Raw genomic sequence first — 19,194 nt, 5'->3', positions numbered from 1 at the left:
GTCACCTCGTTGTGCTTGCCATTTCAGGTTGTACTAAGTTGGAGTAGGCGGCCACCAGTAAGGGCAACAAAATCCCCCAACTCATTGCAAGGGCAGCAACTACCGATGCATCTGGCCAAGTAGTAAGAAGGGCGCCTGCTTTGATGCCTCCCCAATAACTACTAGTACCTGCTACGAACCCTATGGCGAACAAGATCACTTTCGAGCATTTTAAAAGCCAATTAAGGCTGTGATTGAAGCTAATCAAAAACATGATCCATAGGCAGATGAGCCACACAGGAAACCATGATTGATTGGCAATTTCAGAATCGACGGCAAACACGCCGAAGTGGAGCATGAGGCTATCGAGTAATAGCCCCAATGGAAGTAAACAGAGTATTTTCAGATCGCGATTGCGGGTTGGGGAGAGCACGAAGTGCACGGCCACAATCAGTGGCGCGATGAACGTGGCTTGCGCGGTAAAAAATGCACTGCAAACCCAGGTCGCTTGAAACAGAACGAGATTAATAATCCAAAACCGTTTCATCTTTTGCTCCAAAGTAACGAGGTTTTCTGGCTACAACATGGTGAGTGCTTATCACGCGTTCTAAGAATGCGCCTTCACAGTAGCAGAAGTAGAAGATCCACAGGCGCTTAAACTCTTCTGAATAACCCAGAGACTCTAGCTCTTCCCAACTATTTTCAAAGGCAACATTCCAGTCGTTCAGTGTGCGAGCATAGTGCAGGCCGATGTCGTCAACTTCTTGAACCACAAGGTCAGTGCTGGTCGCAAGATGTTGGGTCATGACTGAAACGGAAGGTAAACAGCCACCCGGGAAGATGTACTTCTGAATAAAGTCGACACCTTTACGGTACTTCTCATAACGACTGTCAGCAATGGTGATGGCTTGAATCAACATCTTGCCTGAAGGTTTCAGTAACGAAGAACACTTCTCAAAGAAGGTTTGCAGATATTCGTGTCCCACCGCTTCGATCATCTCAATAGAGACCAACTTGTCATACTCACCAGTGAGGTTACGATAATCCTCTTTAAGCAGGGTGATTTTGTCGGTTAAACCAAGCGCTTTCACGCGTTGTTCAGCAAGCTCGTGCTGAGCGTCTGAAATGGTAGTGGTCGTCACGTGGCAGCCATAATGTTGAGCCATAAATATCGCTAAGCCGCCCCAGCCAGTGCCTATCTCAACCACGCTATCCGATTCTGAAAGTTCTAAACGCTCACAGATGGTTTTCATCTTGTTTTGTTGGGCTTTAGAAAGGGTTAACGCGTCTTTGCTGTAGATAGCCGATGAGTATTGCATTGAGCTGTCTAGGAATCGCTCGTATAGTTCGTTTCCGATGTCGTAGTGAGCGAGAATGTTGCGTTTAGATCCTTGCTCGGTATTGGCATTCTTACGGCGCAGTAGCAGATTTTTTATGCGAGATATCCACTGAGTCTTGTCGTCCAACTCGTCTAGTTGCGCTTGGTTGCGCGCCATGATTTGGATAACACGAGTCAGATTCGGGCTAGTCCATTTACCATCAATGTAGGCTTCGGATGCACCAATACTGCCGTTGATGACAACATCTCTAAAAAAGGTCGCATCATGAATCACGATTCGACCTTTCAAGTCTGCTTCTCGATCACCAAACACTGAATGCTGATCGCGCTCAATGATTTCAAGCGTTGCGAATTGCAGGCGTTCTAACACCTTGAAGATTAAAGCTCGATATTTACAGTTGCTTGAAACAGCAACGGCATTAGCTTGTTGTTCAATGTTGTTGTTTTGTTTTGCAAGCTGTTCCATGTAAACCTCGCTGAGAATTCATTCTAACTTTTTGCCAACTAAAGTCGGGTGCTGTTCTTTGGTTTTAGCTCACCCGAGTCGCTAATTGAGCTGTACTATTTAGTTACTGTGAAGCGCTAAGACGTTGAGTCTGGGTGCGCCACGAATGGTACTTTTTTCAGGAATAATTTGAGAGCCTGATAATAGATTCCCATCACGACTTTTATCGTCATTGCCGGAATCTTGAATACCGTTCGTCTAATGTTTTTCTTGGTCACAGACTGCTTAGTCAGTGCCAGTGTCGCATCGAAAATTTTGTCGCTTCTGCGGCTTTCGATGTGAACGAGTGTTCGTTTCGCTGGTGGCTTAATCTTCCAAAAATAGGTCATGTTTAAGTCCATGAACGGCGAAACGTGAAACTCTTTCTTTACCTTCAGCTCTTGGTGCATGTCGATGAGGTAGTAGTGTCTTTCTCGCCAAGGCGTGTTACTCACTTCAGCCAACATATATTTGCAATCGCCTGTTTCGTCATAACAGAAGAAGCAGTTGATTGGGCTAAAATAGATACCTAGACAGCGGCACTGAGCCAGCATCGTCACACGGTTTGAATCAGACCAAACCCCACCAAGTTGTTGCACTTTGGAAGCTATACGTTGCTTGAGTGATTTAGGTTCATCCGTTGAGACATTTTCTTTTTTTTCAGCGAGATAATCCGATTCGACAAAGCGAATCGGGTTATACCATCGAGTTCCGAACAGCGCACTGCGCACTGTGGTTTGGGGCAGTTCATCAAGATCCAACCCCATCATATAAAGCTGGTAACTGAACTCGTGGGTGATGTCGCCAAAACGGCGGTGTCTTACGTTACCCCAATAGATCCCGCTGAGCTCTTCACTCTTTTCGGATGCGATCCCCATGTCGGATGTCATGGTGTGCGTGTTCATAGTGCTGAACTCGTACTCAAATCTAGACCGAAGCGTTTTGTCACATCGAGTGCGCTGTGGACGCCATCTTCATGGAATCCGTTGTACCAGTAGGCGCCTGCAAAGTGAGTCTTATTTTGGCCGCAGATTTTTTCACGTTGTTGCTGTGCGTTCACCGTGTTCGAATTCAGAACAGGGTGGTGATACACAAAGCTTCGAATGATTTTCTCTGGGTCAATCGCTTCACTCTGATTCAAGGTCACACAGAATGTGTCTTGGGTTTCGATACCTTGCAGGATGTTCATGTTGTACGTCACACAAGCTGGTCGTTGGCTGTTGCCGTCGAGCATGTAGTTCCAGCTCGCCCACGCTAGCTTTCTGTCTGGCAGCAGGTTGGTGTCTGTGTGCAGAACCACTTCATTGCGGCTGTAAGGGATCTCGCCCAGTACCTGCTGCTCATGTTCGGTCGCGTCACCAAGTAGGCGTAGGGCTTGGTCTGAGTGACAAGCAAATATCACTTCATCGAAGTCTTGCGTAACGCCATCTTCAAACTCGATGGTAATGCCAGACTCTTGGCGGGTGACCTGCTTGATTGATGTATTCAACGCGACTGGTTTGTTCAAACGCGAAAGGATGATCTCAACATAAGAGCGAGACCCTTTAGGGATCACATACCACTGCGGGCGGTTAGCAATGTCGAGCAGGCCGTGGTTGTAGAAAAACTGAATAAAGAACTTAAGCTCAAACTCTTCCATCTCTTCTAAGCTTGTCGACCAAATAGCGGCGCCCATCGGCAGAATGTAGTGCTGGCTAAAGAAGTCAGAAAACTGGTTATTACGCAAGAAACTGCCAAGGGTAACGTCGGGAGTAAACACATTGCTTTCGAATTGTGCTTTACACAATTTGTTGAACTTAAGAATGTCAGAAACCAACGACCAGAACTGCGGTTTGAAGATATTACTTCGTTGAGCAAACAGAGAATTAATGCTGTGGCCGTTGTATTCAAACTTGGTGGTTGTGTTGTGAACGCTGAAACTCATCTCGGTGGGTTGCCTTTCGACGCCTAGTTGTTCGAGGAGTTGATTGAAATTTGGATACGTTCGATCGTTGAATACGATAAAGCCAGTGTCGATAGAAAACGCCGAGCCTTGATGTTCAATATCAACGGTGGCGGTGTGCCCCCCAACGTAATCATTTTTTTCGAATACTGTTACGTCGTGGTGCTTATCTAATATGTGCGCGCAAGTGAGTCCAGAGATACCTGAACCAATAATGGCGATTTTCTTCATTGTTATACCATCCTTGAAGCGAGTTTTTGCCAAACTGGAGTTGGAAGCATTCTTAATAGCTTCATCAACATGATGAATCGTCTTGGGAAATCGATCTCACTCTTTCCTTGAGCAATACCGGTTACGATTCGCTGAGTTGCGGCCTCACTACTAATAATCATAGGCATAGAGAACGTATTTCGCTCGGTTAATGGCGTTTCTACGAAGCCAGGGTGCACAATTGAGACATGGATATCGTGCTGAGCCAAATCAACCGAAAGTGTTCTTCCTAAATACGTGAGTGCCGCCTTTGAAGCGCCATAAGCCTCGGCTCTAGGCAAAGGCAAAAAGCTGGCGCTGGAGCTTACCAAAACCAAGCGACCGCCGGGTTTGATATTTTTGAGCCACGCTTTTAAGGCGTAGCCAATGGAGATTAAGTTAATGTTGATGACGCGCTCGAAAAGCTCGGCATCAAAATTCATTGGGTCATCGATGTACTCACAATCCCCCGCGTTCAAAATCAACAGGTCGAGCGGCTGGTCTTGGTCTAGCTCAGGGAAGTTGTGGTGGTCGGTTAGATCAAAACAAAGTGGCTCTATCGATGAGTGGGATAAATCCGTCTCGTGGGAATCGACTAAGGCTTGTAGCTTGTCTGGGTTGCGGCCACAAGCAATCACCTGATGCCCTTGTTGAGCATAATCGAGAGTCAGTGATTGGCCGATACCTGAAGTCGCGCCTGTGATCATAATACGCATTATCGGCTCGCTCTTTTCTTGATGGATTTGATTGCGCAGCCCAATACAGGAATGTGCTCATACAACATAGAGCCGACGTCGAGATAGTCTCTGTGATAGATCACTTGGTCATCGAGCATCTTCAGGTGGCTGTGGCCTTGAACTTCGATAGGCTTTTGACCGTTCAACTGCTTGTGAGCGAATTGCATCGTCCAATACACCGCGGCTTCGCCATTGGCTTCAAAAACGTGCTCGATGTGGAAATCACAGCTGGTCACTTGCGTGTAGATGTTCTCGAAGTAATGAGTGAGCGCAGCAATTCCGCTGACATGATGCAGCGGATCTTGGAATTCGATATCAGGGTGATAAACCGTCTTTAGCACGTCGAAATTGTCGGTTCCGAGTTCTCGATACATGTTGAGAAAGTTATCAAGCCATAGAGAGTTATCCATAATGTTCACTCTAATTATTTGAAAAAGGCTAAGGCTCTCAATCGTGCTTCTTTGTGTTCAACGATGGGTTGCCAGTATTCGCTGTTAATTCCATTTTTTGCAATGTAATCATGTGGGAAATGCACATGCTTGTCTGGAATATTTTGCAGCTCTGGTATGTACTTACGAATAAAAATTCCTTTCGGATCAAACTTTTCACTCTGGGTGATTGGATTGAAAATTCGAAAGTAAGGTTGAGCATCACAGCCAGTACTTGAAGCCCACTGCCAACCACCGTTGTTAGCGCTGAAATCGCCATCGATAAGGTGCGTCATAAAGAATCGCTCACCCCAACGCCAGTCAATCAGCAGGTGTTTGGTCAGGAAGCTCGCCACCACCATTCTTAGCCTGTTGTGCATCCAACCTGTATCAACCAATTGGCGCATAGCAGCATCAACTAACGGATAGCCGGTTCTCCCTTCACACCAAGCTTTGAAGCTTGGGTGATCCTGATACCAATCTAAGCCATTGTACTTTTGTTGAAAGTTAGCGCCTTTAACCAGTTTAGGATGATGAAACATTAAATGCTTATAAAAATCTCGCCAAATCAATTCATTAAGCCAAGAAAAGGCAGGCAATTGCGAGTCAAACAGCAGATCTGGTTGTTGCTGAATCAATTGAATTGCTAACCATCTTGGGCTCACTGCACCGATCGTTAAGTAAGGTGACAGGCCAGAGGTGCCTTTGACGGAAGGGATGTCTCTCAGGTGTGCATAATCGTTGACTTTGTTAGCCAAGAAATTAGGGATCACGCTGTTTAGTACATCTTCGCTCATTGGCCAACGATTTGAATCAACGCGAGGGAAGTCGAAGTCGTAATCATCGGCAAGTCGATAGGCAGAAAGGCTGTCAGGTAACTGCGTTTCTGAACATTGGTATCGAGGGCTTTGAGCTGGCATCACTGGAGCATGGCTGCATTGGATGCCTTTAGCTTGAACCTGTTTTAACCAAGCGTTTTTGAAGGGAGTGAATACCTTGAACATCTCGCCTTGCTGGTTAAGTACGCTACCCAATGGCAGCATCACGTCGCAATCGCTGATTTGGAGGTTCACACCGCGTGAGATGAGTTGTTGGTCGCGAGCTTGCTCATCCACTTCCGGTTCTGAATTGGCGTAAATAGACTGAGAATCGAGCTGTTTGCACAAGTCGATAAGCTTTGTGGCTTGGTCGTAAAAATCTGTGGCTTTGAGGTGCAGTAGGGTGATACCGAATTCCGCGAGCTGCGATTCGAGCTGCTTGAGGTGACGGTAAATGAAGTCTGCTTTTATTGGAGCAAGGTGATGTTGTTGCCATTGCTGCGGAGTTGAAATAAAAACGGCGATAGAGACGCCGTTTTCAACTGCAGAGACGAGAGCTGGGTTATCGTGAATCCGCAGGTCTCGTCGTATCCATAGAATGTCGCTCAATATCCATATCTCAGTTTAAGTTCTTGAGGGTGAGGGTTGAGATAAACCTGTGATTCTAGGTACTCGTTCGGATATTCCATCAAGTAGTGGTTGATCAGTGTCAATGGCACTAACAGGGGAATAACGCCCTCTCTGAATGAAGCAATTTGGTTCGCAAGCTCTTGCTTGTGAGCGCTGCTCAGTTGCTTCTTAAAGTAGCCTTGTAAATGCTGCAGAGTGTTGGCGTGACTGCCGCGATTTGCGTGATGTGATAGCGCCGTCATCAAACCTTCGATGTATTGGTCTGCAAGCTCGTTAATGTCGAGTTCGTTTCCTGCTAAAAGCTTACCAAGGCGTTTATAACCTTCTACGTGGTGACACATCACTAGGTATTTGTGAGCACTGTGGAATTGAATCAACTTGTGCTTGGTAATGCCTTCGTCTACTAAGTCTAGCCACTTCTGGTAAGTGAACACTCGAGTCATGAAGTTCTCACGCAGAATTGGGTCGTTAAGGCGACCGTTTTCTTCAACTGGGAGCAGCGGATTACCATCCATGATCTGCTGGGTAAACATACCCACACCTGTTGATTCAGAGCCACGACCATGATGGTGATACACCTTCACGCGCTCCATGCCACAAGTTGGGCTCTTCTGACACACGATGAAACCCGCGATGTGTTGATTGTTCTTCGAATAGTTTTGACCGAATTCGATTAACTCATTGGTCACATCACCAGACCCGTCTGGGCGAGAAACGTGGATAATGTCGTCCAGCATTCTTGTTTGACGAATGGTTGGGCGTGGAGTTGGAAGACCTACGCCCATCTCTGGACAAACGGGTTCCAATTCAACGTAATCTGCTAGGTCGTCTGTACAAAAACGAGAGCGTTTATGACCTGTATCGAATCGTACTTTGTGTCCAGCTACACATGCACTGATACCTATTTTAATTTTCTTTTCCATTGGCCAACTCCTTTGCTCTTGCTCTGAGCTCTTTCTTATATTTCAACATTGCTAATCGTACTTACAGAGCTGGGTGTGTTTTTGATTTTTACACCGTAGATGTTTTTATTCAGATGTTTGGACGATATACAGGGTAGCTTCATGCCATCCTGTATATTTATAGCCTGCAACTGGGTTAATAGATATATTTTCCTAGTGGATTGAATATTTGACTTACACCTTTTGTGAAGTAGAGCGCGTCACTTGAAACGGTCAAACACACACAACCCTCTTTGGTTGCAGGTTGGTGAGTATGATTACCATCCAACCAGATGAAATCACCTTTGTTGTAGACGCCCATTTCGTCTTCGAAACTGCCTTCTAAAAGCAGCGTGATCTCGAAGCCTTTGTGAGTGTGGCAAGGCACTTGCCCGTCTTTATCGATGTGCAGCAAACTGGTGTGGTGTGCTTCGTCATCGAAATCGAGTCGTGCTCGTGAAATTTTGCCTAGGTTCATCCAATCTTTTCTCGCCACTGAATTCAGAGCGCGGGGGATTGTGAACGTGGTATCTGCAACGGTAACCTGTTCTACCCTTGGCTCAACCTCCACTGACTGAGATAAATCAGCAGTAATCTGCTCGATTGCATCAAAGTCGAAATCCATGTCGTCCATTGAAAAGCTGTCTGATTCTTCGCTCGCGAATGCAGGTTCTTTATCAAAGGCATTGTTTGCCGCTTCGGCCGTCAACTGTTTCACTTTCTCTTGGCAGTGTTCACATAGCTCTACATGGCTCGACACAATGAGAGACACTGAGTCAGCAAGCGTGCCGTCAACAAAATCTTTCAAAATTGCTTCGTTAGGGTGATGTTTAATCATGGCTTTGTTCCCCCATGTGAACCTTGAGTTTGGCTAAAGCGAGTCTTAGACGTGATTTCACGGTTCCAAGCGGGACGCCAAGTTGTTGTGCAAGCTGCTCTTGAGAGAGTTCTTGAAAATAAACGCCTTTGACAATGGTTTTCTGAGCCAGAGGCAGCTTCTCTATTTGAGTCATCACGTGTCGGCTCATCAAATGATCGCCAAACGGTAATTCATCGCTTTGAGATTCAGCAACCATTGCGTCGATAGGCCAGATGTCATCTGCGATTGTTTGTTCCGCTTTGGCTTTTACTTTACGCAACATATCAAAAGCGGCGTTTCGCATAACGGTGTAGACCCAAGTCGTTGCAGCGCCCTTGTCTTCATTATAAAGGTGGGCTTTCTTCCAAACGTTGGTCATGGTGTCTTGAACCAGCTCGTTTGCAGCGGCCTCACCGCCTAATTTGCTAATTCCAAAACGCTTTATCTTGGGAGCAAAGAACTTAAACAAACAGGTAAATGCCTGCTTGTCTCTGTCTGTACCAACCAAGATCAACCAGCTTGAAAGCTCTGCTGGTACCTTGGATTCGGTCGTTGTTTTTTTGTCTGGGATAATGACATGCTCCTTGCCTTTCCCTGAACTTCTACTTTCGACTTGCATAGTAAATAACCATCATGCGAATTTGAGTGGCACTACGTGAAGGTTGAAGGCCGGGATCACTTTAATTTAAATTAATTTCCACTATACAAAATTATAGTGAAGAAAAGTGCTTATTGCCCCGTAATGATTTGATTCAAAAAAGGAACTAAAGAAGGAAAGCTAGCGGGTTCGGTGAACTCTGTTTTCTTTTCCAAAGGGATAGGCATCATTTCGAGTAGTCGCGCGCAAATCCATTGCGGGCTTTCGAAATCAGGAGTGGGATAAAGGGTTCTTATCGAATCGTGGTCGCGAAACAGTTGAACCAAAAATGCTGTAAACACGTTAGGTACGTCGTATTCGAGTACTGGCCAATGGGGAAGTGGTCTGAATTTACTTTTGATTAAGCTATCGGTATCTCTATGAGAGGAGTGAAGCTGCACAAGCTGCTGACCTTCCACATCGATCTCCAATATCTGATCATCAGACATATTAAAGTCGACGATGGATACTTTCGTTCCCCAAGAGCTGAGATGTTCTGACTTTACGTTGTCTTGAGTGGCAATGATAAAGCCATCGCCCTGCGCTGCGTGTGCGACCATCGCAAGGTATTTAGGCTCGAAAATGCGCAACCTCTGTCTCCCTCCTGGTAACAGGAAGACGGGAAGGGGAAACACAGCGAGTTCTAGAGAAGACTCTACGGGTGTTTCTGTTTCGGCTTTTGTCCGTGTGGTCTTCCTAGGTGTATTAGGCACATAGCACTCCTTAGTTCAGATGTGATTCAAGGAGATATACGGGCAGTGACTAGGGTTCGATCAATTCGCTGTGGCTGTAATTGTTTGCTGCTATTAAGTGAGGATATGTTTTTTGTTGCACCTGTTCATAAATTCATTGTTTTAACCTTCTTTCATCGACGGTATTAGGTACTATATGTACAAATAGTAAGCGAATGGGTAGTGGCTAGACGATGCTGCTATCTAACGTTCTTCTTTACCTGACATCGCATCAAAGGAATGGTCATGATTGTTATCTATGGTATCAAAGAGTGCTTAAATCCAATTAAGTTGCAACTCTCGAACGTGTTGCAGCAGTGTTTAAACAGTGAGATGGGTTTACCTGATGACAAGCGCGCACATCGGTTTGTGCCATTAGAAAGAGACGATTTCTTTTACCCTGAAGGACGGACAGAGGCCTACACCGTTATTGAGATCAATATGATGGAAGGTCGAGCGGTGAACACCAAGAAGCGCCTAATTAAGAAGATATTTTCTGAAATAGAAAAGCAGTTGGCTATCTCTCCGATTGATATTGAAATCACCATCAAAGAACAGCCATCGCACTGCTGGGGATTCCGAGGCATGACAGGCGATGAAGCCCAAGATCTTAAGTACAAAGTGAAGGTCTAGGGTTTATGCTCTTAACACATAAGACTTAAGCCTATCTATCAAGACGGCTTTGGAATTTGATGCCAAAGCCGTTTTGTCTCGTTCTCGACACTAACCTTTAAGCTTCGTCACTATCTTTTAAATACTGATGCCAATTCTCTGTAATCACATCAAAGTGCTCGACGCAGAACTCCTTTCTGTCTTTCAAATAGTCGTTTTCCACTTCATCGAGTAAATTCTTATAGGCTTCAGGGTCGCTGCCATACACCAAGCACAGAGTAGAGAAGTAGCGTTGCAGATCAAAGCTGTGCTCATCGATGTATTCACCTAAATCATAATATTCAGGACGGTCTTCAGATTCGAAGGCAAACATGTCGGCCGCGCTGATCGCGGCATCAGCGCCGTGTTCCACGTAGTTCAGCAGCAGGATGGTTGCTAGGTTGTCGACCGCATCTTCCTCTTTGCCCAAGATGGCAATCTTTTGGTCTTCGATATAAGCATGCCCTGCTTCGTGAAGTAGGGTGTGTAGCAAGGTATCGACAGCCCCGGTTTGTGCCGATTTCCCGTACTCTTTTTCGTATTGGTTCTTCTCAAAGTAATTAAGGGATTCGGCGTAAAAACCGTATGGGATGAGCACCTGATGGGTTTGTGGATCGTAGAGTGGGCCATCGTCGCCACCGTATTGAATGACCAAGGGCTGCTTGAACATGAATAGTTGATTCGATAGGTCAATCACGGTGTCATTGACGCCACTGAGCTCAATCTCTTGCTTGATCTGCTTTTCTTCATCAGTTTGAGGCGTTGCATATTCAACGATCAGATTGTTAGCCAGTGTATTGTTATTGGATGCTTCACTGGACGCATAAGTTGTGGCAAACACAGAGCCAATGGCTAGGCTATAGATCAGTGCTTGTTTCAGGTGTGTCATCGCGGGTCCTTGTGATTTGTTTGAATGTTCAGCTCCGGATTGATTCGCGAGCGACTGAAGGTGGATTGATAGACAGTTTAGGTTAGATTTCATCCCATTGGTGATTTTTAAGATAAATTTCGGTTCACGTAAACCCTTGTGCTATACTCCGCGCCCCAATCCGAATTGGCTTGCTTAATCTTAGGAAATTATTATGAGTGCTAAAAACGAACTTCAACAAATTAACAACCGTCTAGACAAGTGTCGCCACAAGTTAGATGCTGCTAAGACTCGTAATGATCGTCCTGTTGTTCGTCAGTTTGAAGAAGAGATTAAGAAGCTAACGAAGAAAATTGCCCAGCTTAAGCACAAGCAAAGCTTCGATGTGAATCAAGAGCGTAAGTCGTTGCTTGATATGCCATTTAGCCGTGAAATCACGAAAGCTGAGCAAGCAGATATGGGTAAACTGAAAAAGTCTGTAAAAGGATTAGTGGTTGTTCACCCAATGACGAAGATTGGTAAAGAGCTTCGTATTGAGGTTATGACGGGTTACGCACCGAAAAAATTCTAATTACCAGCGATGGTGATAAAAGAGGAGCTAGCAATAGCTCCTTTTTGCTTTTTTAGGCATGCAGAAAGCGGAAATTCGACAATAACATTTGTATCAGCCTAGACTTATTTGGAGGTGATTGTTGTCACAAAACCTTCTATCTCCTATAAAAGTTAACGTGCCACTAACATGACACTAGGCAGACGCAGTAATGTGTTCGGCTTTCAAATCCACAATTTCTTACCGATTTGCATAAATATAGGTAGAGCAGCACAAACAATTACAGATAAAACTAGACTCATTAGGGAAGATGAGAACGTAAAAAAATAGAGGTTATATGAATCAATTAATTTCAATAGGGCCACTAGAATCCTTCCTAATCGCGATTAGTGTTTTGTTTCTAGGGCATTTTGTAAATGCAAAGCTACCGGTTCTCAAAAAGTACAACATTCCAGAGCCCATCGTCGGCGGCTTGATCGTCGCTTTTGCTATTACAGCCCTACATTTTAACGGCGTTGATCTTGAGTTCTCTTTGCCTTTACAGAACACATTCATGTTGATGTTCTTTGCAACGGTTGGCCTTGCTGCTAACTACACCCAGCTTATAAAGGGTGGTGCAAAGGTGTTCTTGTTCTTAGGTGTCGCTTCGGTTTACATCATTATTCAAAATGGTGTGGGCGTGACACTGGCAACCGCCCTAGGTCTTGAACCTTTAATGGGTTTGATAGCGGGTTCTATCACGTTATCTGGCGGTCACGGTACAGGCGCGGCTTGGTCTCAAACCTTCGCAGACACGTTTGGCATTGCTAACACCTTAGAAATCGCGATGGCTTCTGCCACCTTCGGTTTGATCATTGGCGGTATCATCGGCAGCCCTGTGGCACAAAAGCTGATTGATAAGAACAATCTTGAATCTGAATACGGTACCGGCACGCAAACGCACGAACGCTTCCCTGAACTGGTTACTTATAACGAGTACGAAGAAGACAAAGTGACGGCGAAGAAGGTGATTGAAGTATTGTTCATCCTTCTTATCTGTATCACGGGTGCGAGATATCTAGAGCAATGGGTAGCGACCTTTGAAATTTCTTGGTTGATGATTCCTGACTTCGTTTACGCGTTGTTTATTGGTGTGTTCATCACTAACGTTTTTGAAGTGACTAAGCTGCATAAAACCGACAGCGAAACGGTCGATATTCTGGGTACTGTATCATTGTCACTGTTCCTAGCGATGGCGCTAATGAGCCTGAAGCTGTGGAACATCTTTGACCTTGCGATTCCGTTCTTGGTCATCCTTGCAGTTCAGGCCGTTGTGTTAGGTATCTTCTCTTACTTTGTGACGTTCAAAGTGATGGGTTCGAACTATGACGCTGCGGTTATGGCAGGTGGTCACTGTGGTTTCGGCCTAGGTGCAACACCAACAGCAGTAATGAACATGGGTTCTTTGGTGAACCGATTCGGTCCGTCACCACAAGCCTTCATGGTTGTGCCAATCGTTGGTGCCTTCTTTATCGATATCGTTAACCTGATTATCCTACAAGGGTACATCTCGTTTATCGGTTAATGTGAACACCACGTTTAACGTATAAAAAAGCCAGTCTGTAGACTGGCTTTTTTCGTTTTACAGGGCACCGATTATGTTATCAAGCTTATGCGGGTGAGCTGGCTTGTAGCTCTTTAAGCAGAGGGAAAGCGGCTTTGGTGTGCTCTCCCGTGACAATGAACCCTACCAACTGCTCATCTTCATTAAAGCCTTTTGCGATAATGCCTTTCGGGTCGAAGCGCGTTTCCCAGCTCTGCGCGGTTTGAATATCACGTCCGGCAAGCTGAATTGGGTAACTTGGCGTTTTCACCTTAGTAATGATGTGAGGCAAGCTGAACTTACCTTCTCCCGCCATGAGCTTATCTTTATCCATAGAGAGCTGCTTAGCCAACACGTTTGCCGACAAAATAGCAGGCTGTAGATAAGCCATCACACGCCCTTCTATTTCGGCGCAGTCACCAATCGCATACACATTCTCGGCACTGGTTCTGATGGTTTCATCGACCACTATCCCTCTGTTTACGTAGATGCTCGCTTGTGTCGCTAACTGCGTGTTTGGTCTTAGCCCTGCTGCTGCAATCACGATGTCGGTTCGTATCAAGCGAGAAGCGGTAGTTTGCAACCTGACGCCATCAGTTAGATAAGTTGCTCGACACACCGCTGAATCGGTTTCAACGGTGACGCCTGCTTTTCTTAGTTCTCTTTCCAATTCTAAAGACACGAAAGGGGGCACTAAGCTATTGAGCAAGTAACTCGCGGGTTCGATGATAGTGACATCTTTGCCTGCGGTTTGAAGGTCGAAGGCGAGCTCGACCCCGATTAAGCCGCCGCCAATCACAGTGACTCGCTGTGCATCATCGACCTGCGCTTTGTGTTTTTCGAACTCTTCCAAGCTGTTGAGTGTAATCGTCGCGCTGCGTTTTAGCCCTTTCGCTGGTGGTATGAAGGGTGTTGCGCCTGTCGCTAATACCAACTTCGAATAATGGATAGTTTCTTCATCAACATGAATACATTGCTGTTTAGTGTCTATCTCGCTCACCCGCGCTTTGGTCTTGATAACGACGTTGTACTGCTCAGCCAACTGTTTCGCACTATGGATTGCCAGTGTTTCAGGCGTTTGTGCCTGACTGAACGCATGCGAAAGGTTTGGCTTGCTGTACTCAACGCCTGCATCAGCGGTGATCATGGTAATCGCAATATCTTGGTCGAGCTTACGTACCATTTTGATGGTTTGAAGGGCAGCGAAACCGCCGCCCACAATAACAATGTTCGGCATGTTACTTCTCCACAAACACTTCTTTGCCTAAATGGCACTCTGGGCAAAGGAAATCATCAGGTACTTGTGCCCATGGTGTTCCCGGTTCAACGCCTTGGTACGGTTCGCCTAGTTGTGGGTCATACACCCATTCACACACGGTGCAACGCCAGCAAGTGCAATCTGCGCTGTGGACAGGCTTATCTTGCGTTTGCTCTAGGTTCTGTCCTGCCGTGTCTTTTAGCTCTGTTGGGGTGCTTGTCGGTGCTGATTCAATGCGTTGAACGTTGCGCTCCACTTGCTTAGGTTGGCTAACCTCAGTTTCATCAGCGCGCCAAACCTCAGCCAGTGTCATGCCGTAATCGATGCATTGGCGAAGGGCGTCTGTATCTGGTTTCCAATGGATGTGTTGTGGTGCACTGACTTCAAAATTCGCTTCACGTAGGCGAGCATCGATGCGTTTTACTGCGCCTCCTGTCCAACCTGAAGATCCGAAGGCTGCGGCTCTTTTTTCTGCAAAGCGCAGGCCGTGTATCTCTTCAAGCAACGCTGCGATCTGCGGCATCATGACGTTGTTCATGGTTGATGAACCAACGAGAACACCCTTTGAACGGAAGATATTGGCTAGGATGTCATTCTTGTCGTGCTTTGATATGTTGAACACCTTGATTGCCGTTTCTGGGCTGCCTTTGCGGATCCCTTTGGCGATAGCATCGGCCATCATACGAGTGTTGTTCGACATGGTGTCGTAAACAATCGTGATGCGATCTTCTTTGTAGGCTTTTGACCACTCGTAGTATTGCTCAACGATTTGGGTGGCGTTGTCGCGCCAAATACATCCGTGAGAGGTGGCGATAACATCGATAGGCACACCCAAGCTCAACACCTCTTCGATTTTTGCTTTCACTAGAGGTGCAAATGGCGTCAGGATATTCGAGAAGTAACGCAGACACTGCTCGTGCAGTTCAACTTGGTCTAGTTGGTCGTTGAATAGGTTCTCGTCACAGTAGTGTTGGCCGAAGGCATCATTACTAAACAGGATTTCATCGCCAGTTAGGTAAGTCGCCATTGAATCTGGCCAGTGCAGCATTTTCATCTCAACAAAGATAAGTTGCTTGCCGTTACCCACATCGAGCGTGTCACCGGTTTTAACGGTTCTGAAGTTCCAGCCTGGCTGATGGTGATGACCAACAATCGAGTTAACACCCGCTTCAGTGCAGTAAACAGGTGTGTTTGGAATTTTGGCTAATAGCGCAGAAAGGGCACCAGCGTGGTCTTCTTCAGCGTGCTGACAAATGATGTAGTCGATGTCATTGATGTCGATTTCCATCTCAAGGTTTGCAAGGAATTGCTCAGTAAAGCGATGATCAACGGTATCAACAAGCACCGTTTTCTCTTCACGGATCAGGTACGAGTTATAGCTGGTACCTTTGTTCATGTGGTATTCCTTACCGTGGAAGTGCTCGGTTTCCCAGTCGTGGACACCAACCCAATGAACATTTGATTTAACGTGAATAGTCATAATGATAATACCTTATTTAAATATCTAAGGTCATCATTTGCACTAGTTATGCCATGTTTTTAACCTATTGTTTTATATGGGTTTGTTTGGTTTTTGAGCTTGTGCTTGTGTCTTTATGACTTGTGTTATTTTGTAATCAATATGAGCTGTAAGTGTCAAATGGACATTGAATTGCTTACAGCCTCTTACAGTCTGTGTTTAAACAGCATGATAGTTTTAGCTCGTTTAAATAATGTCTGAATAGGAAAAGAAATGTTGAAGAAATTACTTACCTTTGTAGCTTTATTGCCAAGTGTTGTTTTTGCTGAATCGACGGTATATCTAGGAGGTGACTTTCTGACGAACGACTCTAAATATGCCTTTCAATATGGCTTCTATTTTCCAGCGAGTGCTGAGCTAGATTTTGGTTATGAGCTCGAATACGCAAAGTACAGTGGTGACGTTCATTCGTTTGGTGTGAATATCAAGCCACAGTTCCCATATGGCAATTTTTACTTCGCGCCAATTGGCGGTATTCATTATTTCAATGACGATATTGATACGGCTTTTGTTTACGGAGCTGAACTGGGTTATACCCATGGCGCGGTAACGTTAAAGACGGGATATAAAGAGGCATCTGAGGATTTTGAGTACAACGATAATGTGTACGTGGGTCTCGCGGTGAACTTTTAATTTTGGAGACGCTAGGTTGTTTCAGATAGAAAAAAGGCCAGACGAGAGTCTGGCCAAATAAAGCAGTGCGATTTTTTTAACTATTACAACGTAGTAACGACTTCATCAAGAGCTAGACGCGCTTTTGGTTTACCGTGGTTGTAGTCTTCGCCGTCTTTGTGGTAGCCGATAGCTAGTGCTACATCAACAACGTGACCTTCTAGTTCTTCAGCAAACTCTTCGCCGATCATAGCAGCGTCTACGCCTTCCATAGGAGTTGAAGCGATGCCTAGGCGAGCTAGTGTGTGCAGTGTGTTACCTAGTGCGATGTAAACTTGAGACTTAGTCCAGTTACCGTTGAAACCTGTTTCGTCTGTGTTCATTTCTGCGAATGCGTAAGCACCTAGGAATTGCTCGTACATTTCAGCTGGTAGGTGACCAGAGCTTACTTCTGTATCAGCACGCTTAGCGAATTTCTCTTTAGTGTACTTAGGATCATGAGCAAATAGGATCGTGTGTGACGCTTCTTTCGCATGTGGTTGGTTAAACTGGAACATGTTCTCGAAAGTGTTGTGGAAGCGCTGTTTAGCTGCGTCGCTCTCAATGATGATGAATTTCCAAGGCTGAGAGTTAATTGAAGAAGCAGACAAACGAAGTGCTTCTTTGATTACTTCCATGTCTTCCGCAGAGATGCGTTTTTCTGCATCGTATTTTTTAGCTGTGTAACGAGTGTTTAGATCAGTAATGATTGGATGAGTCATGTTGAATCCTAATATCTATCAATAATAAATGTTGTAGGGTGTTATGTTCGGTAACGTCAACAATAAACAGATAACGCATTTAAACGAATCTCAATAGATTGAACGTCTAAATAGTTATCGAACATGCCCCAATTAAATCGAGTATCTGCGGTAGCTCAAGTCGATGGATGTAAGATAATAGAAGATGGGTTGGGGAAAAATAGCGAACATATCAAATCACTATGGTAAATAATATCCATAATGAGTAATTAAATGTGATCTTGATGTGTTATGGCGCGCTAAGATCAGTCGCTTAGTACGCCTTGATGCCATATTGACGCAATAATGGTGGAAGTACGCTGTCTAGGTTTGGGATATCTTCTGGAGTGAGTTCAATTAAGCTGAAGCCGTGTTCTGCGTATGTTTCTCTCGTTTCAACGCGTTTATCTTCAGCTATTGGGGCAGAGTCGGTTCCCCAGAACTGGATGTATACCTTGCCATTTGGCAGATAAAAATCACTGATAACTTCTTTTGATATTGGTAGTGGACGCTCATACGCATGCACCACTCCTGCCATATAAAGCCAGTTATCGATGATCAGCTCTCCCTTTGAACGAACATAGTGCCCATCTAAGGTTCGGTGTTTCGCCTCAAATTTCTGACGGAAGCTAGAAAACGACACATCGGTCGAGTGGCTTTCTGCATCGTGGCCCAAGAACTCGACAACAGATTGCTTTAATCGTTTATTGCGGACCAACGAGTCGTGCCACACCACGAACAAGTTCTCAGTCGTTTTGTCTTCTCTTTGTTCACCTCCGGCTTTTAAGCCTGTTGAGGTGACGTGCCAGCCATCTTCTTCTTTCTTTATCCACCCAAGTTCATTGAGCAATAAGTTGATCTTCTTGGCGCTGAGCTCAAAGGCGTGGCCAAGTTGCGTCGCGGTTAATGTTTTGCCAGAGAATGACTCTAAGTCGATAAGCAGTTTTTCTGGCCATACGATAAAGACACCAAATTTTTTGTGCTCCACATACTCCCCACCAAAACTTTCCCCTCGCTCTGTCAGTACCCAACGCTCTTGTGAACGCACAATATAGCCAGCGGTTTTTAGATCACTAAATAGCGCTTTGGCTTCTACGCCTTTCTGTTTCGCGAGTGCTGATGTGGAAATTTTGTCTGACATAGTCTTTTCTCAAGAGCAGAGCGATCTGCTGATTCAGGTTGAGGCGGTGGTGAATATGAATAGGTAAATACAATAACACATCTCTTGTCGCTGACAGCAGTGCGTTGTGCTCAGCTTTTGCTGAAAGAGTGTGGTGAAGTTGCGCATGATGCACAAGCCGATGGTGTAATCGAGAAGATGCGATAGGATAATTTTGAGTGTGATCTATATCTCATTGATTTTGTAATTAAATTACACAATACCAATTGATACTCAAGAGTGTGCGTATATTTCACGCTTTGTATGGCGTTCTTTTATACGTGGTTTATAGTTTTATGGAGTGAACTTTTATTAAGTGTGATTTTGATCACTATTTATTTTTTATGGTTACAGGTAAAAGTGTGATCTTGATCGTGTGTTAATGAGAGTTATTCTCACTAATTTTGCTTTGTAATTTAAATTCATGACATTTTTGTGATCT

20 protein-coding genes are annotated in these 19,194 nt (G+C 45.1%); 4 read left to right on the top strand and 16 right to left on the bottom strand.

Annotated features, from left to right (window positions below):
* Window position 1: 1 nt before the first annotated feature.
* The 11 genes from OCV12_RS17390 to OCV12_RS17340 all read right to left on the bottom strand — a co-directional run bounded on the left by OCV12_RS17390 (window position 2) and on the right by OCV12_RS17340 (window position 9,756).
* Window positions 2-526 carry a DUF2878 domain-containing protein gene (locus tag OCV12_RS17390; RefSeq protein WP_261886685.1) on the bottom strand — a complete coding sequence of 175 codons (525 nt, stop codon included), beginning with the start codon at window positions 524-526 and terminating at the stop codon, window positions 2-4.
* A complete protein-coding gene (locus OCV12_RS17385; RefSeq protein ID WP_261886684.1) occupies window positions 504-1,784 on the bottom strand; it encodes an SAM-dependent methyltransferase in 1,281 nt (426 codons plus the stop codon). The genes OCV12_RS17390 and OCV12_RS17385 overlap by 23 nt, the downstream gene beginning before the upstream one ends.
* A 116-nt stretch (window positions 1,785-1,900) precedes the next feature.
* On the bottom strand, window positions 1,901-2,707 hold the full coding sequence (locus OCV12_RS17380) for a DUF1365 domain-containing protein (RefSeq protein WP_261886683.1): 807 nt from the start codon (window positions 2,705-2,707) through the stop codon (window positions 1,901-1,903).
* Window positions 2,704-3,975 carry an NAD(P)/FAD-dependent oxidoreductase gene (locus OCV12_RS17375; protein WP_261886682.1) on the bottom strand — a complete coding sequence of 424 codons (1,272 nt, stop codon included), beginning with the start codon at window positions 3,973-3,975 and terminating at the stop codon, window positions 2,704-2,706. Before OCV12_RS17375 ends, OCV12_RS17380 begins: the two co-directional genes overlap by 4 nt.
* 2 nt (window positions 3,976-3,977) lie before the next feature.
* A complete protein-coding gene (locus tag OCV12_RS17370; protein WP_261886681.1) occupies window positions 3,978-4,709 on the bottom strand; it encodes an SDR family NAD(P)-dependent oxidoreductase in 732 nt (243 codons plus the stop codon).
* Window positions 4,709-5,140, bottom strand: a complete 432-nt coding sequence (locus OCV12_RS17365) for a nuclear transport factor 2 family protein (RefSeq protein ID WP_239848093.1) — start codon at window positions 5,138-5,140, stop codon at window positions 4,709-4,711. Before OCV12_RS17365 ends, OCV12_RS17370 begins: the two co-directional genes overlap by 1 nt.
* A gap of 14 nt (window positions 5,141-5,154) precedes the next feature.
* On the bottom strand, window positions 5,155-6,585 hold the full coding sequence (phrB, locus tag OCV12_RS17360; RefSeq protein WP_261886680.1) for a deoxyribodipyrimidine photo-lyase: 1,431 nt from the start codon (window positions 6,583-6,585) through the stop codon (window positions 5,155-5,157).
* The gene (locus OCV12_RS17355; RefSeq protein ID WP_261886679.1) at window positions 6,582-7,529 is read right to left on the bottom strand and encodes a YbgA family protein; all 948 of its coding nucleotides are present in this window, start codon (window positions 7,527-7,529) and stop codon (window positions 6,582-6,584) included. The genes phrB and OCV12_RS17355 overlap by 4 nt, the downstream gene beginning before the upstream one ends.
* A 175-nt stretch (window positions 7,530-7,704) precedes the next feature.
* A complete protein-coding gene (locus OCV12_RS17350) occupies window positions 7,705-8,385 on the bottom strand; it encodes a ChrR family anti-sigma-E factor (RefSeq protein WP_261886678.1) in 681 nt (226 codons plus the stop codon).
* Complete coding sequence (locus OCV12_RS17345) at window positions 8,378-9,025, bottom strand: sigma-70 family RNA polymerase sigma factor (protein ID WP_239848097.1); 648 nt, start codon at window positions 9,023-9,025, stop codon at window positions 8,378-8,380. The genes OCV12_RS17350 and OCV12_RS17345 overlap by 8 nt, the downstream gene beginning before the upstream one ends.
* 110 nt (window positions 9,026-9,135) lie before the next feature.
* A complete protein-coding gene (locus tag OCV12_RS17340; RefSeq protein WP_261886677.1) occupies window positions 9,136-9,756 on the bottom strand; it encodes an LON peptidase substrate-binding domain-containing protein in 621 nt (206 codons plus the stop codon).
* Window positions 9,757-10,020: 264 nt separating this feature from the next.
* Between OCV12_RS17340 and OCV12_RS17335 the strand changes: the two genes are divergently transcribed.
* Window positions 10,021-10,407 carry a tautomerase family protein gene (locus OCV12_RS17335; RefSeq protein ID WP_017070218.1) on the top strand — a complete coding sequence of 129 codons (387 nt, stop codon included), beginning with the start codon at window positions 10,021-10,023 and terminating at the stop codon, window positions 10,405-10,407.
* Between the two features lie 97 nt (window positions 10,408-10,504).
* On the opposite strand, the gene OCV12_RS17330 is transcribed toward OCV12_RS17335, so the two are convergent.
* A complete protein-coding gene (locus OCV12_RS17330; protein WP_261886676.1) occupies window positions 10,505-11,314 on the bottom strand; it encodes a DUF4344 domain-containing metallopeptidase in 810 nt (269 codons plus the stop codon).
* 193 nt (window positions 11,315-11,507) lie between these two features.
* On the opposite strand from OCV12_RS17330, the gene OCV12_RS17325 reads away from it, so the two are divergent.
* Together OCV12_RS17325 and gltS are read left to right on the top strand one after the other, a co-directional pair.
* On the top strand, window positions 11,508-11,864 hold the full coding sequence (locus OCV12_RS17325; protein ID WP_132761598.1) for a YibL family ribosome-associated protein: 357 nt from the start codon (window positions 11,508-11,510) through the stop codon (window positions 11,862-11,864).
* A 316-nt stretch (window positions 11,865-12,180) separates the two neighbouring features.
* Complete coding sequence (gene gltS, locus OCV12_RS17320) at window positions 12,181-13,407, top strand: sodium/glutamate symporter (RefSeq protein ID WP_176679011.1); 1,227 nt, start codon at window positions 12,181-12,183, stop codon at window positions 13,405-13,407.
* Window positions 13,408-13,492: 85 nt separating this feature from the next.
* Here gltS and norW read toward each other — a convergent pair whose 3' ends face one another.
* Window positions 13,493-14,662, bottom strand: coding sequence for an NADH:flavorubredoxin reductase NorW (gene norW, locus OCV12_RS17315; protein ID WP_261886675.1), 1,170 nt, complete (start codon window positions 14,660-14,662; stop codon window positions 13,493-13,495).
* Window position 14,663: 1 nt separating this feature from the next.
* On the bottom strand, window positions 14,664-16,163 hold the full coding sequence (gene norV / locus OCV12_RS17310) for an anaerobic nitric oxide reductase flavorubredoxin (RefSeq protein ID WP_261886674.1): 1,500 nt from the start codon (window positions 16,161-16,163) through the stop codon (window positions 14,664-14,666).
* A gap of 252 nt (window positions 16,164-16,415) precedes the next feature.
* On the opposite strand from norV, the gene OCV12_RS17305 reads away from it, so the two are divergent.
* Window positions 16,416-16,835: a hypothetical protein gene (locus OCV12_RS17305; protein ID WP_261886673.1), complete on the top strand. Its 420-nt coding sequence runs from the start codon at window positions 16,416-16,418 to the stop codon at window positions 16,833-16,835.
* A gap of 83 nt (window positions 16,836-16,918) precedes the next feature.
* On the opposite strand, the gene OCV12_RS17300 is transcribed toward OCV12_RS17305, so the two are convergent.
* Both OCV12_RS17300 and OCV12_RS17295 read right to left on the bottom strand, forming a co-directional pair.
* On the bottom strand, window positions 16,919-17,575 hold the full coding sequence (locus tag OCV12_RS17300; RefSeq protein ID WP_161685409.1) for an NAD(P)H-dependent oxidoreductase: 657 nt from the start codon (window positions 17,573-17,575) through the stop codon (window positions 16,919-16,921).
* 292 nt (window positions 17,576-17,867) lie between these two features.
* Window positions 17,868-18,734, bottom strand: a complete 867-nt coding sequence (locus OCV12_RS17295) for a glycerol kinase (protein ID WP_261886672.1) — start codon at window positions 18,732-18,734, stop codon at window positions 17,868-17,870.
* Window positions 18,735-19,194 lie beyond the last annotated feature (460 nt).

This window comes from Vibrio pomeroyi (genome assembly GCF_024347595.1).
Lineage (GTDB): Bacteria > Pseudomonadota > Gammaproteobacteria > Enterobacterales > Vibrionaceae > Vibrio > Vibrio pomeroyi.
The sequence above is the reverse complement of the archived record's forward strand: the minus strand, read 5'-3'. Positions and strand labels throughout refer to the sequence as shown.